The sequence below is a fragment of the Pseudomonas sp. LD120 genome (assembly GCF_009861525.1).
Taxonomy (GTDB): Bacteria; Pseudomonadota; Gammaproteobacteria; order Pseudomonadales; family Pseudomonadaceae; genus Aquipseudomonas.
Genome location: NZ_WVHL01000005.1, coordinates 852,753 through 866,199 on the forward strand (window position 1 = coordinate 852,753; position 13,447 = coordinate 866,199).

A 13,447-nucleotide genomic window follows, 5' to 3' on the forward strand; every position below is an offset into this window, starting at 1 on the left:
TATATTCCGCGCCCGCGAATTTTCCTGACACCCATCGCGTCCCTATTCAAGCCAACACCGGTCATCGACATGCAAGCAGCCAAGCCGTTATTTGACTATCCCAAGTACTGGGCCGAATGTTTCGGGCCCGCGCCGTTCCTGCCCATGAGCAGGGAGGAGATGGATCAGCTTGGCTGGGATTCCTGCGACATCATCATCGTCACCGGTGATGCCTACGTCGATCACCCTTCGTTCGGCATGGCGATCATCGGCCGGCTTCTGGAGTCCCAGGGCTTTCGCGTGGGGATCATCGCCCAGCCCAACTGGCAGTCCAAAGACGACTTCATGAAGCTTGGCGAGCCGAACCTGTTCTTCGGTGTCGCCGCCGGCAACATGGACTCGATGATCAACCGCTACACCGCCGACAAGAAAGTCCGCTCCGACGACGCCTACACCCCGGGCGGCCTGGCGGGCAAGCGCCCGGACCGCGCCAGCCTGGTGTACAGCCAGCGCTGCAAGGAAGCCTACAAGCACGTGCCGATCGTCCTTGGCGGCATCGAGGCCTCTCTGCGCCGTATCGCCCACTACGACTACTGGCAGGACCGGGTGCGCAACTCGATCCTGATCGACGCCAGCGCCGACATCCTGCTCTATGGCAACGCCGAGCGAGCGATTGTCGAAGTGGCCCAGCGCCTGTCCTACGGCCACAAGATCGAAGACATCACGGATGTGCGCGGCACCGCCTTCATCCGCCGCGACACACCGAAAGACTGGTACGAAGTGGACTCCACCCGTATCGACCGTCCAGGCAAGATCGACAAGATCATCAACCCCTACGTCAACACCCAGGACACCCAGGCCTGCGCCATCGAGCAGGAGAAGGGCCCGGTTGAAGATCCGAGCGAAGCCAAAGTCGTACAGATCCTCGCCAGCCCGCGCATGACCCGGGACAAGACGGTGATCCGTCTGCCGTCCATGGAGAAGGTGCGCAACGACCCGGTCCTGTACGCCCACGCCAACCGCGTGCTGCACCTGGAAACCAACCCGGGCAACGCCCGCGCCCTGGTGCAGAAGCACGGTGAAGTGGACGTGTGGTTCAACCCGCCGCCCATTCCCATGACCACCGAGGAAATGGACTACGTGTTCGGCATGCCGTATCAGCGCATTCCGCACCCGGCCTATGGCAAGCAAAAGATTCCGGCCTACGACATGATCCGCTTCTCGGTGAACATCATGCGCGGCTGCTTCGGCGGCTGTACTTTCTGCTCCATCACCGAGCACGAAGGGCGGATCATCCAGAACCGCTCCGAAGAGTCGATCATTCGCGAGATCGAAGAAATCCGCGACAAGGTTCCCGGCTTTACCGGGGTGATTTCCGACCTCGGCGGTCCGACCGCGAACATGTACCGCATTGCCTGCAAGAGCCCGGAGATCGAATCCGCGTGCCGCAAGCCGTCCTGCGTGTTCCCCGGCATCTGCCCGAATCTGAACACCGACCACTCGTCGCTGATCCAGTTGTATCGCAGTGCCCGTGCTCTGCCCGGGGTGAAGAAGATCCTCATCGCTTCCGGTCTGCGCTACGACCTGGCGGTGGAATCGCCGGAGTACGTCAAGGAGCTGGTGACCCACCACGTCGGCGGCTACCTGAAGATCGCCCCGGAACACACCGAGGAAGGCCCGCTCAACCAGATGATGAAGCCGGGCATTGGCACCTACGACCGCTTCAAGCGCATGTTCGAGAAGTACTCCAAGGAAGCGGGCAAGGAGCAGTACCTGATTCCGTACTTCATCGCCGCCCACCCGGGCACCACCGATGAAGACATGATGAACCTGGCCTTGTGGCTCAAGGGCAACGGCTTCCGCGCCGACCAGGTGCAGGCGTTCTACCCGTCGCCGATGGCCACCGCCACTGCCATGTACCACTCGGGCAAGAACCCGCTGCGCAAGGTCACTTACAAAAGCGACGGCGTGACCATCGTCAAGAGCGAAGAGCAGCGGCGCCTGCACAAGGCGTTCCTGCGTTATCACGATCCCAAAGGCTGGCCGATGCTGCGTGAAGCACTGATCCGCATGGGCCGTGCCGACCTGATCGGTCCGGGCAAGCACCAACTGATCCCGGCCCATCAACCGGCTACCGACAGCTACCAGAGCGCGCGCCGCAAGAATTCGACGCCGGCCGGCAGCCACAAGGTGGCCAAGGAAACCAAGATCCTGACCCAGCACACCGGCCTGCCGCCGCGTGGCAGTGACGGTGGCAATGCCTGGGACAAGCGAGAGCAGGCCAAGGCCGCGGCGTTCGCCCGTAACAAGCAGGCCGCCAAAGAGCGTGCCGATGCCGCCAAGGGCAAAGGCAAGAAGCCAACCCGCAAGCCGGTGGTACCACGCTGAACCTCGCCAAACGCCAGCCACAGAGCTGGCGTTTTGCTTTCATGGCGACGGATTTTTTTGCCGGCTGAAGGGCAACAAGTGCCCGGCGCTTTGTTAAGGTTGCCGGGTTTGCAGCGCCGTGATGCCTGAGCGGCTCATGGCCGGCAGGCAGACTTCAATCGTCAACCAAGGATGAATCGCGTGACCAGCCCCTTAGCCAACATCGGTATGGACTCCAGCCCTGCGCAGTTTTTTGCCCGTCAACGTATCGAAAGCCAGATCAACCTGCCGCGCTTGTTTGCCGTCATTGATGCCGATCCGTCGATCGTCGGTGCCGGAGTGGTGTACATCGATGCCGACTTCAACGTGGTGACCCTGCGCGAATTCAAGCCGATCTGCAGTATTACGCCCAAGCGCATCATTCTGCGGGAGGCGAAGAAGTACATCGCGCCCCAGCAGTTCGTCGATCAAGTGAAGAACAACCCCCGGGAATCCCGCCTGGCCACGGAATCGTTCAACACCACGTTGTCCTGCACCGCCGCGGTGATCGGCTGGCTGGTGGTGTTCAGTGGCAGCATCGCCGTGCCGTTCACTGCCGGCGCCAGCGCCTGGATGGTCGGGCTGGGCGTCACCGTCGCCGCGGCGGGCACCGCCCAGTGCGCCATCGGTGGCGCCCGGGTGATCAACGAGATCCAGGACCCGGCGGCCAATGACCGCATGGACGACGCCGAGTGGTACAACACCGTCTCGCCGATTCTCGACGGCATTTCGCTGGTGGGCGTCGGTGGCTCGGCGCTGACCACGGTCAAGTTGCTCAAGGCCAGCAAGGCGGCCAGCACCGGTAAAAGCTGGACGCAGTTGCTCAAGGGCCTCAACCGCCAGGAACGGGCCAAGCTGACCAAGGAGTTGCTGACGCTGCGTGACCCAAGCCTGACGCCTAAATTGCTGAAGCTGCAGCAGCGGGCCGGAGGCTTGCCCAAGCGCTACTCATCGGCGCAGATCAAACACGCGACCCTGACGCAGATGAAAGACGCCCTGGGTGCTGTCCTCAGCACCGCCGGCAGCTACAGCTCGGGCAACCTCGGCTCGGCGAAAACCCTGGCGGTGGGACTCTACGAGGAGTTCAGCGAATGATCGGAGGTGGACGGATGGGGGCGTTCCTGGCGCGTTATTTCCCGATCTTCATGCTCACCGTGCTGCTGGGCTGCTTCAGCGCTTCGATCCTGTTGTCCTTGGCGGGAACCACCTACTGGCGCGGCATGGCGCCGGCGCAGCGCGACCACTATGGGGTGCTGGGCCTGCTGGTGCTGATCCCGCTCCTGGTGCTGGGTAACCTGCTGATCGTGCGCGGTGTGTCTCGGGCGGTGTGGTGGGTGGTCGGTTACTTTGTGTTCTGTCTGGCCCTGATGGTGCCGATGATCCAGTACCACCCCCATCAAGGCGTCTACCTGGTCGGGGTGTTGCTGCCGTTGCTCGGGTTGTTGCTGCTCAACAGCCAACGCCATCGGCAGATGCGTGAACAGTTGTGGCAGATCCGTCAGGAGCGTCAGCGCCTCAAGGCTGCGTTGAAGCCGCCACGCAAGCGCGGCTGATTGCCCCTGCGCCGCCTGGCGCATTTTCGTGCAACACGCTGCGCTGAGGTGCAGCGGTTGCGCGGTTCTGGTGCTGTGCGGCCCTGAGTCGTTGGGCCAGCCCCGGACTTGTGCGCTGGCATAAGTCTTGCCCGGCCTCATTCACCGCTCAGGCTCGCAGGAGGCACGTCGTGTCGATTCATGTCGCATTGCACCCTGTCACGCACTATCGCTACGACCGCGCCGTTGAACTTGGCCCGCAGATCGTCCGCTTGCGTCCGGCGGCCCACAGCCGCACGCGAATCCTTTCCTACGCGCTGAAGATCCAGCCCGAGGAGCATTTCATCAACTGGCAGCAGGACCCCAGGGCAACTCCCTGGCGCGCCTGGTGTTCCCGGAGAAAACCCGCGAGCTGCGCATCGAAGTGGACTTGCTGGCGGAGATGGCGGTGTTCAATCGGTTCGACTTCTTCCTTGAGCCTTACGCGCAAAAGATCCCTTTCAGCTACGCCGCCGACGAGCGGTGCGAGTTGGTGCCTTATCTGCAAACCCTGCCACTGACACCCAGGTTTCAGGCTTGCCTGGAGGGTATCTCGCGCACGCCGCTACCTGCGGTGGATTTCCTGATGGCGTTGAATCCGCCGACATTGCCTACCTGATCCGTCTGGAGCCCGGGGTGCAGATGCCAGAGCAGACCCTGCTCAATGCATCCGGTTCTTGCCCCGACTCGGACTGGCTGCTGGTGCAACTGCTGCGCAATCTGGGGGTGGCGGCGCGGTTCGTTTCCGGTTGCCTGATCCCGCTGAGGGCTTTTGAAGTTCCGCCCCATGCGCGCATGAGCCTGGTCCGGCCGTTGCTGTTGCGGGCACTGGTGGCGCGTTTCTGGGGTGAGCCCAGCGCCCCGGCCAAGCTGGCGCGCTGGGGCACCGAGCTGCACGATCGCTTCCTGCTGCCGCACTTCATCGCCCAGGATTTCGCCGATGTGCTGGTGGAACTCAATGCTGCGGGCTATGCGTTGCGGGCTGAATGGTTCGCTGCGCACCTGGAGTTTCGTTTTCCCAAGGTGGGCGATTACGCGGTCAGCGGTATCGAGCTGGAGTTGCGGCGGGCCCTGGAGCCTTGGCGTGTGCTGGGTGAGGAGGGTGCGCCTGGAGGCAGCCTCCCTCGGTGGCTGCAGGTACCATGCGGCTCACCCTGGCGGGCGTCGCTATGACAGTCTGCCGGTCAACGCCAACGAAGCGCAGAGACGGCGCCTGGTGCGCTTCTTCCGTCTCGGTCATAGCCCGGGAAGGCTGGCGGTGCCGCGGCTGATCGTCAACGATGAACTGCCGCTGAGCCTGGATCTGCGACGTGTCTAATGCGCCTGCGACGTCCGCGACGCAGCGATATCCGGGCGTCACGGCGGTGACGTTAATCTGACGTTCCCTGCCGTCTGCCGAGTGTTCCATGCCTGACTTGCTAGACCGTTACCCGCTGGGGTACCTACCACGAGTTGCTGGATGACCAGGGCCCTGTCCGGGCGCACTGGCGGCGCTTGCTTGAGCACCTGCAACGCAGCAGTCCCGCGCAATTGGCCCAGCGTCAGGCGCTGCTGGCCCGGCAGATCCAGGAAAACGGTGTCACTTATAACGTCCATGCCGACCCCAAGGGGGCGGACCGGCCTTGGGAGCTGGGCCTGCTGCCCCATGTGATTCCGGCTGACGAGTGGCAATGGCTGTCCGCTGGGATCGCCCAGCGCGCGCGTTTGCTCAATGCGCTGCTGGCGGACCTGTACGGCCCGCAACGGCTGATCCGCGAAGGGTTGCTGCCAGCGGAGCTGGTGTTCGGACACAACAATTTTCTTTGGCCGTGTGAGGGCATTGAGCTGTCAACCAGCGAACGGTAAGCGCGCGCTACCAGATTTTCCACGACACCCATTATCGCTATGGCAGCCCCGTGTCCCTGGCTCAGCAGTTGGCCCACCTCGGGACTGTGCCAGGCAGCACTGCGGCGCGCGGCAGTTGCTGATCAGCCCGGAGCCCACTACCGGCCGTGATGAGCAGGATGTGTTCGGCAATCCTCTGACCCGCCTGGCCTTCGAGCGGCCCATGACGAACTGCAGGTCAATGCTCGGCTCAGCGTCGATATGCTGGACCGGCCGCATCTGGATTTCACCGTCTCCCTGGCTTGGGGCGCTGCGCGCAGGGCGCTGACCTACAGCGGACGGCCGCTGTCGATGGCCTTGCTGGAGGCCTGCCGCTACCGTTTCGAGTCGTCTTATGTGCACCTCAAGCAGCGCTTCGTCGAGTGCTCTGAAAGCTGCTTTGCCCCCGGCCGGCCGCTGTTGCAGGGCGTTCAGGCGCTGATGGGGAAAATGTTCCGTGAGTTCACCTTCGATGCCGAAGCCACCCAGGGGGCCACGCCCTTGGTCGAAGTGCTGGAGCGCCGCTATGCCAGGACTTCGCCCACTTGATGCTGGCCTGCTTGCGCTCACGAGGACTGGCGGCGCGTTACGTCAGTGGCTACCGGCTGACTCAGCCCCCACCGGTTCGGCCGCGACTGATCGGTGCCGATGCCTCCCATGCCTGGGTGTCGGTATTCTGCCCGGTGCAGGGTTGGGTGGATTTCGATCCTACCAAGAATGTGCAGCCGGCACTGGAGCACATCACGCTGGCCTGGGGGCGGGATTTTTCCGATGTTTCACCGTTGCGAGGGGTGATCCTTGGCGGGGGCGGTCATGACCCGGAAGTGCAGGTCACGGTCATGCGGCTGGACCTGTAGCTGGGCATTTCGCTGAAACAGACACCGCGGATTGGCGGTCAAGGGCAGGGTGAGGCAACGGGCCTGAGTGGATTCTCAGGCCCAACGCGGTTCAGGCTTGGGGCGCCTGAGGCTCGGCGTCGTCGACGCTCACTTCACCTTCTGCATCCGGGGTCGGTGTACTGGCTTCATCAGCGGCGGCTTTCTTGCGTTGCAGCTTTTCCTCTTTCTTCTGTTCCTTGGCCAAGTCGCGTTGACGTTTGGCGAAGGAGTAGTTGGGTTTTGCCATGGGCGATCCTCTGGGGTCGAAGGTGAGGTTGAGCGGCGCGTATTCTGCCTGTTATCGGACGTGGACGGTTAATTGGGTTTGCTCTCGGCCCATTTGTCGGGTGTCGAAGGTTGCCAGGTGTCCAGGGCATCCAGCAGGCTGGCCGGCGACTCACTCATTTGCAGCATGTCACGGTGCGGGGCGCGGACGAAGCCTTCAGCGACGATATGGTCGAGAAATCCGCTGAGTTTTTCATAGAAGCCGTTCACCTCCAGCAGGCCCAGGGGCTTGTGGTGATAGCCCAACTGGCCCCAGGTCCAGACTTCGAACAGCTCTTCCAGGGTGCCCAAGCCGCCGGGCAGGGCAATGAAGGCGTCGCTGAGTTCAGCCATGCGCGCCTTGCGTGCATGCATGCCGTCCACCACTTCCAGGCGGGTCAGGCCACTGTGGCCGATCTCTTTGTCTTTCAGGCTTTGCGGGATGATTCCGATGACTTCGCCGCCAGCGGCCAGGGCCGCGTCGGCAACCACCCCCATCAGCCCCACCGCGCCGCCGCCATAGACCAGCGTCAGCTTGCGCTCGGCCAAGGCGCGGCCCAGGGCTTGGGCGGCTTCAAGGTAAAGTGGATTGGCGCCGGTGCTGGCGCCACAGAATACACAAACAGAGGTTAACGACATGCCTTACTCCAAGGTCATTGATGGCCTCAGAGTAAAGGCTCGAAGGTCGGGCTCCAAGTATTAAACCTCGCGTTGCGGGGTTTAATAAGTACCGCTGGCGCCACAGGCGTAGGCGGCGAGCAAGCTGCGAAACAGGCTGTTGAATGGCATGGTGAGCGCTCCGAGAGGAAATGACGGACAGATTTTAGGGGCGCGCCCGGCACCTGGCTGTTTGATTGTCTCGATCGCTTCGATAGCAGAGAGTTGTCTACCGTTATTTGATGCAAATCATAGGCAGTTGGGAGATATTCAGGCAGTCTTCGGTCCCATGGATTCAGATGGATTTTGTTAACCCTGCCTTGGAGATTCACCATGTTTGCCAAACTCGTTGCGGTATCCCTGTTGACGCTGGCCAGCAGCCAACTGATGGCCGCCGAATGCAAGGTCGATGTCGACTCTACCGATCAGATGTCCTTTAGCACCAAGGAAATCACCATCGACAAGAGCTGCAAGACCTTCACCGTGAACTTGACCCACTCCGGCAGCCTGCCGAAGAACGTCATGGGCCATAACTGGGTACTGAGCAAAACCGCGGACATGGCTGGCATCGCCACCGACGGCATGGCGGCCGGTCTCGACAAGAACTACCTGAAGGAAGGCGACACTCGCGTCATCGCCCACACCAAGATCATCGGTGCTGGCGAGAAAGATTCGGTGACCTTCGATGTGTCGAAACTGACCGCGGGAGAAAGCTACGAGTTCTTCTGCTCGTTCCCAGGCCACAACTCGATGATGAAAGGCGCTGTGGTCCTGAAGTAAGCATCAGGTCCGGCGGCAACAAGAAAGCGCCCCGAGGGGCGCTTTTTTGTGCCTGAGGTTTCACCCTTTGGTCGGAGCGGGCTTGCCCGCGAACAGGCCTTTGAACCTTGTGCAGCATGGCCCGGCCGCTTCATCGGCAAGCCGGCTCCAAGGGGCCTGGAGTATCACGGGGCGAAGGGCATGACGCGTTTGTGGTGAGTCTTTTGGTAGGTGTCGCAGATGATCTTGAAGGCTTCCTCGCGCACTGGCTGGCCGTGCAGGAAGGCATCGATCTCGGTATAGGTAACGCCGTGTGAGGCTTCATCCGGTTTGCCCGGCGACAGGTCTTCGAGGTCGGCGGTGGGCACTTTCTCTACCAGGGATTCCGGAGCGCCGAAGTAGCGGGCAATCGAACGCACCTGATTTTTCACCAGGCCGCTCAGTGGCGCCAGGTCGCAGGCGCCATCACCGAACTTGGTGAAGAAACCCATCACCGCTTCGGCGGCGTGGTCGGTACCGATCACCAGGCCGTGGGCGGCGCCGGCGATGGTGTACTGGGCCACCATGCGCATCCGCGCCTTGGTGTTGCCCAGGACGAAATCCCGCGACACCGCTTGCTGGCCCTCAAAGGCCGCCACTTCACTGGCCAGCGCCTTGACCGCCGGGCCGATGTTTACCGTGTGACGCTCGTCGGGGTTGATGAAGTCCACCGAGGCTTGGGCGTCGATCTCGTCGAACTGGGTTTCATAGGGCAGGCGTACGGCAATGAAGCGGTAGCGCTGATCACCGCTGCGCTCGCGCAGTTCACGCATCGCCCGCTGGGCCAACAGGCCGGCGGTCAGCGAGTCGACGCCGCCGCTGATGCCCAGCACCAGTGACTTGAGTCCGGAATTGACCAGGCAATCCTGGATAAAGGCGATGCGCCGGGCGACTTCCGCCTCCAGGTCGGTGTGGTCGATAAACGGTGCTTGGACCTTGAGCTGCTGCGCAATCTCAAGCTGTACGGCTTGCATGATTCACTCCTTGCCAGGTTGGGCTGGTACTTGGAAAACGTGGCGCAAGTAAGCGACGAAGTTCGGATCCTTGCAATGGGTCTTGCCCGCTTCATCGGAGATCTTGGCGACGGGCTGGCCATTGCAGGCGGTCATTTTAAGCACGATGCTCATCGGCTCGACACCGGGAATATCGCAGGTCAGGTTGGTGCCGATGCCGAAGCTGACGTTGATCCGGCCCCGCAGCGCTCGGAATATTTCCAGGGAGCGCGGCAGGGTGAGGCTGTCGGAGAACACCAGGGTCTTGCTCATCGGGTCGATGCCCAGTTTGTGGTAGTGGGCGATGGCTTTCTCCGCCCAGAGGATCGGGTCCCCGGAGTCGTGGCGCAGGCCGTCGAACAGCTTGGCGAAGAACAGATCGAAGTCACCGAGGAAGGCGTCGGTGGTGATGCAGTCGGTCAGGGCAATGCCCAGCAGGCCACGGTATTCGCGGACCCAGCAGTCGAGGGCGGCGATCTGGCTGTCGATCAGCCGTGGCCCTAGTTGCTGGTGGGCCATGATCCACTCGTGGGCCATGGTGCCCAGGGGTTTCATGTTCAGTTCGCGGGACAGGTGCACGTTGCTGGTGCCGACAAAACGACCGGGGAAATCGTGCTTGAGCACATTCACCACTTCCTCCTGGACCCGGTAGGAGAAGCGTCGGCGAGTGCCGAAGTCCGCCACTTGCAGTTCGGACAACTCTTCGCTGCTGGCGTTGGCGCTGAGCCAGTCGAATTTGCGATACAACTGCTCCCGGGCCTGCACCAGTTGGGTTTCACGATAGCGGTAGCGGTTGCGCACTTCGCTGATGATCGCCAGCATCGGCACTTCAAACAGGATCACGTGCAGCCAGGGCCCGCGCAGGCGGATAAACAGTTCGCCATCCTGAATGCCGGTGTGCACGTAACGCAGGTTGAAGCGGAACAGCCCGAGAAAACGCAGGAAGTCTGGCTTGAGGAAGCGGATGCGTTCGAGAAAACCCAACTGGTCGGCGCTCAGGCTCAACTCCGCCAGGCGCTCGAACTGGTAGCGGATCTCTGCCAGGTACGGCTGCAGGTCCTCGCTGTTACGGCAACGAAACTCCCATTCCACCTCCACGTTGGGGTAGTTGTGCAGCACCGCCTGCATCATGGTCAGTTTGTAGAAGTCGGTGTCGAGCAGGTTCTGCACGATGCGATCGGCAAACACACTCTCGCTCATAACGGGAATCTCCATGCTGGCCGCGACGGACAGCGGCGGCTTCAGCTCTTTCAATGAAGGCGCTAGTGGCGCATAGACGCCCGGCGCTTGCCAGTTTTTTTTCACGGCGGGTGATGGTCCGGCCCAGGGAGCGGGCTCGCCAGCAAACAAGCCCTTGAGCCTTGTACAAGGCTCAAGGGCTTGTTTGCCGGCAAGCCGGCTCTTACAGGAGGAGGGCGTCGTTGTGTTCGAGCATCCAGCGCACGAAGTCGCGGACCTTGGGCACTTCCGCTGAGTGTTCGGGGTAGGCCAGGTAGTAGGCGTCCTGGCTGGGCATGGCGTACTTCCAGGCGATCACCAGTTTGCCCTCGGCCAGTTCCTCTTCCACCAGGAAGCGTGGCAGCAGGGCCACGCCACAACCGACCTGGGCGGCGCGGATGCACATATAGAAGGTTTCGAAACGCGGGCCGTGATAGCTGTGTTCGGTCTGGTAGCCCTGCTGATCGAACCATTCGTGCCAGCCTTGCGGGCGCGAGGCGTTCTGCAGCAGCACCAGATCGGTCAGTTGCCGTGGGTCGCTCAAGGGTTCGGCGGGCAGGCTGTCGGGGGCGCAGACTGCCACCAATTCTTCGCTGAACAGCTTCAGGCTCTCGGTGCCGGGGCGCGATCCCTGACCAAAGTAGAACGCCAGGTCGGCGTGGCCCTGAAGCAGTTCGTCCGGTTCCTGCTCGTTGCACAGGTCCAGGTGGATATGCGGATGGCGCAGGCGCCAGCCCTTGAGGCGCGGCACCAGCCAGCGGGCGCCGAAGGTGTAGGGCGTGGACACCCGCAGCACTTCGGTCTCGCCGCCGTAGGAGCGCAGGTAGTGGGTGGACATCTCCACCTGGGTGAGAATCTTGCGCACCTCCACCAAATACAGGTCACCGGCCGGGGTCAGTTGCAGGCGCCGGCGTACTCGGCGAAACAGCAGGTGTTGCAGCAGTTCTTCCAACTGCGCCACCTGCTTGCTCACCGCGCTCTGGGTCAGATTGAGCTCTTCGGCGGCGCGGGTGAAACTCAGGTGCCGGGTCACGGCCTCAAAGCACTGCAATGCAGTGATCGACGGCAGGTAGCGTTTGTTCAGCATGGGGTGTCCTTGTTCTTATCGGTGCTGATGCCGGTTCAGCATGAATAAACGGAATGATATCTCGCTTAAAGGTCGTTTGTTGGCAAGTCTCAGGCCAGCTACAACTACAGGCCTTGATGGTCGTCACAGCGGCCTGGATTTTTCGCTTTTCACCTGTAAGGAGTGACCCCATGGTTGCCGCATTGCTTGATCGTCTGGGTGTGAACCCAGCCTTGTACCAGTCGGGCTCCCAGCCTGTGCATTCGCCTATCGACGGCAGCAAGATCGCCTCGGTGAACTGGCAGGGCGCCGCTGAAGTGGAGCAGCAGGTCAGTCGCGCAGAGCATGCATTCGCCCTGTGGCGCAAAGTACCGGCGCCCCGTCGCGGCGAACTGGTACGGCAATTTGGCGAAGTGCTGCGTGAGCACAAGGCCGATCTGGGGGAACTGGTGTCCTGGGAAGCCGGCAAGATCACCCAGGAAGGCCTGGGGGAAGTGCAGGAAATGATCGACATCTGCGACTTCGCCGTCGGCCTGTCGCGCCAGCTCTACGGCCTGACCATCGCTTCCGAGCGTCCGGGCCACCACATGCGGGAAACCTGGCATCCCCTGGGCGTGGTGGGGGTGATCAGCGCTTTCAACTTCCCGGTGGCGGTCTGGGCCTGGAACACCGCCCTGGCGCTGGTCTGCGGCAACCCGGTGATCTGGAAGCCTTCGGAGAAGACCCCGCTCACCGCCTTGGCCTGCCAGGCCTTGCTGGAGCGCGTGCTGAAGAACTTCGAGGACGCCCCCGAGTACCTGAGCCAGGTGATCATCGGTGGCCGTGATGCTGGTGCGGCCTTGGTGGATGATCCGCGGGTGGCCCTGATCAGCGCCACCGGCAGTACCCGCATGGGCCGTGAAGTGGCGCCGAAAGTCGCCGCACGCTTTGCCCGCAGCATTCTTGAGCTGGGGGGCAACAACGCTATGATCCTCGGCCCGAGCGCCGACCTGGACATGGCGGTGCGCGCCATTTTGTTCAGTGCCGTCGGCACCGCCGGTCAGCGTTGCACCACCTTGCGTCGACTGATTGCCCACGAATCGGTGAAAGAGGACATCGTCACTCGTCTCAAGGCCGCCTATTCCAAGGTACGCATCGGCCACCCGCTGCAAGGCAACCTGATCGGCCCGCTGATTGACCAGCACAGTTTCAACGCCATGCAGGATGCTCTGGAACAGGCCTTGAGCGAAGGCGGCCGGGTGTTCGGCGGCCAGCGCCAGTTGCAGGAGCAGTTCCCCAACGCTTATTACGTGTCGCCGGCGATCGTCGAAATGCCGGAGCAGAGTGATGTGGTGTGCAGCGAAACCTTCGCTCCGATTCTCTACGTGATCGGCTACAACGATTTTGAAGAGGCCTTGCGCCTGAACAACGCTGTGCCGCAAGGCCTGTCGTCGTGCATCTTCACCACTGATGTCCGTGAGGCCGAGCAGTTCATGTCGGCGGTGGGCAGCGACTGCGGCATCGCCAACGTCAACATCGGCCCCAGTGGCGCGGAGATCGGCGGCGCCTTCGGTGGCGAGAAAGAAACCGGCGGCGGCCGTGAGTCCGGCTCCGACGCCTGGCGCGGCTACATGCGCCGTCAGACCAACACCGTCAACTACTCTCAGGAGCTGCCGCTGGCCCAGGGCATCACGTTCGACTGAGTCCGTTGCGTGCGCTCGCTGGTCGGGCGCAGTGGGTGTTGGGGTGATCGGCAATCGGGTTGATTTCGGAGTC

General features: G+C 62.3%; 12 protein-coding genes and 3 pseudogenes. 10 read left to right on the forward strand and 5 right to left on the reverse strand.

Going from position 1 to position 13,447, the window contains the following annotated elements; genetic code table 11:
- Positions 1–69: 69 nt before the first annotated feature.
- The 8 genes and pseudogenes from PLD_RS18145 to PLD_RS18170 all read left to right on the forward strand — a co-directional run bounded on the left by PLD_RS18145 (position 70) and on the right by PLD_RS18170 (position 6,676).
- Positions 70–2,367, forward strand: a complete 2,298-nt coding sequence (locus PLD_RS18145) for a YgiQ family radical SAM protein (protein WP_159895110.1) — start codon at positions 70–72, stop codon at positions 2,365–2,367.
- Between the two features lie 180 nt (positions 2,368–2,547).
- A complete protein-coding gene (locus PLD_RS18150) occupies positions 2,548–3,480 on the forward strand; it encodes an NAD synthetase (protein ID WP_159895112.1) in 933 nt (310 codons plus the stop codon).
- Positions 3,477–3,938: a hypothetical protein gene (locus tag PLD_RS18155; protein WP_159895114.1), complete on the forward strand. Its 462-nt coding sequence runs from the start codon at positions 3,477–3,479 to the stop codon at positions 3,936–3,938. The genes PLD_RS18150 and PLD_RS18155 overlap by 4 nt, the downstream gene beginning before the upstream one ends.
- Positions 3,939–4,108: 170 nt before the next feature.
- Positions 4,109–4,727, forward strand: a pseudogene (locus PLD_RS31240) (transglutaminase N-terminal domain-containing protein); the annotation flags it as partial.
- 24 nt (positions 4,728–4,751) lie between these two features.
- Positions 4,752–5,129: a transglutaminase family protein gene (locus PLD_RS31245; protein ID WP_371929096.1), complete on the forward strand. Its 378-nt coding sequence runs from the start codon at positions 4,752–4,754 to the stop codon at positions 5,127–5,129.
- The gene (locus tag PLD_RS31250; protein ID WP_371929069.1) at positions 5,059–5,274 is read left to right on the forward strand and encodes a transglutaminase family protein; all 216 of its coding nucleotides are present in this window, start codon (positions 5,059–5,061) and stop codon (positions 5,272–5,274) included. Before PLD_RS31245 ends, PLD_RS31250 begins: the two co-directional genes overlap by 71 nt.
- Positions 5,275–5,362: 88 nt before the next feature.
- A pseudogene (locus PLD_RS18165) lies at positions 5,363–5,780 on the forward strand (circularly permuted type 2 ATP-grasp protein); the annotation flags it as partial.
- A gap of 35 nt (positions 5,781–5,815) precedes the next feature.
- Positions 5,816–6,676 (forward strand): annotated as a pseudogene (locus PLD_RS18170) (transglutaminase N-terminal domain-containing protein).
- A 91-nt stretch (positions 6,677–6,767) separates the two neighbouring features.
- Here the strand turns inward: PLD_RS18170 and PLD_RS30470 are convergent.
- Together PLD_RS30470 and PLD_RS18175 are read right to left on the reverse strand one after the other, a co-directional pair.
- Positions 6,768–6,944, reverse strand: a complete 177-nt coding sequence (locus PLD_RS30470; protein WP_178116186.1) for a hypothetical protein — start codon at positions 6,942–6,944, stop codon at positions 6,768–6,770.
- A 68-nt stretch (positions 6,945–7,012) separates the two neighbouring features.
- On the reverse strand, positions 7,013–7,600 hold the full coding sequence (locus tag PLD_RS18175; RefSeq protein ID WP_159895116.1) for a TIGR00730 family Rossman fold protein: 588 nt from the start codon (positions 7,598–7,600) through the stop codon (positions 7,013–7,015).
- A 351-nt stretch (positions 7,601–7,951) separates the two neighbouring features.
- Between PLD_RS18175 and azu the strand changes: the two genes are divergently transcribed.
- Complete coding sequence (gene azu, locus PLD_RS18180) at positions 7,952–8,398, forward strand: azurin (RefSeq protein ID WP_159895118.1); 447 nt, start codon at positions 7,952–7,954, stop codon at positions 8,396–8,398.
- 164 nt (positions 8,399–8,562) lie between these two features.
- Here the strand turns inward: azu and nadE are convergent, their stop codons facing one another.
- From nadE to PLD_RS18195, 3 genes are all read right to left on the reverse strand, one after another.
- Positions 8,563–9,390 carry an ammonia-dependent NAD(+) synthetase gene (gene nadE / locus PLD_RS18185; protein WP_159895120.1) on the reverse strand — a complete coding sequence of 276 codons (828 nt, stop codon included), beginning with the start codon at positions 9,388–9,390 and terminating at the stop codon, positions 8,563–8,565.
- Positions 9,391–9,393: 3 nt separating this feature from the next.
- Positions 9,394–10,608: a nicotinate phosphoribosyltransferase gene (pncB, locus tag PLD_RS18190; protein ID WP_159895122.1), complete on the reverse strand. Its 1,215-nt coding sequence runs from the start codon at positions 10,606–10,608 to the stop codon at positions 9,394–9,396.
- A 202-nt stretch (positions 10,609–10,810) separates the two neighbouring features.
- On the reverse strand, positions 10,811–11,713 hold the full coding sequence (locus tag PLD_RS18195; protein ID WP_159895124.1) for a LysR family transcriptional regulator: 903 nt from the start codon (positions 11,711–11,713) through the stop codon (positions 10,811–10,813).
- Between the two features lie 170 nt (positions 11,714–11,883).
- Here PLD_RS18195 and PLD_RS18200 point away from each other — a divergent pair, with 170 nt between their 5' ends.
- Positions 11,884–13,374 (forward strand): aldehyde dehydrogenase family protein, encoded by a 1,491-nt coding sequence (locus PLD_RS18200; RefSeq protein WP_159895126.1) that lies wholly within the window; start codon positions 11,884–11,886, stop codon positions 13,372–13,374.
- Positions 13,375–13,447 lie beyond the last annotated feature (73 nt).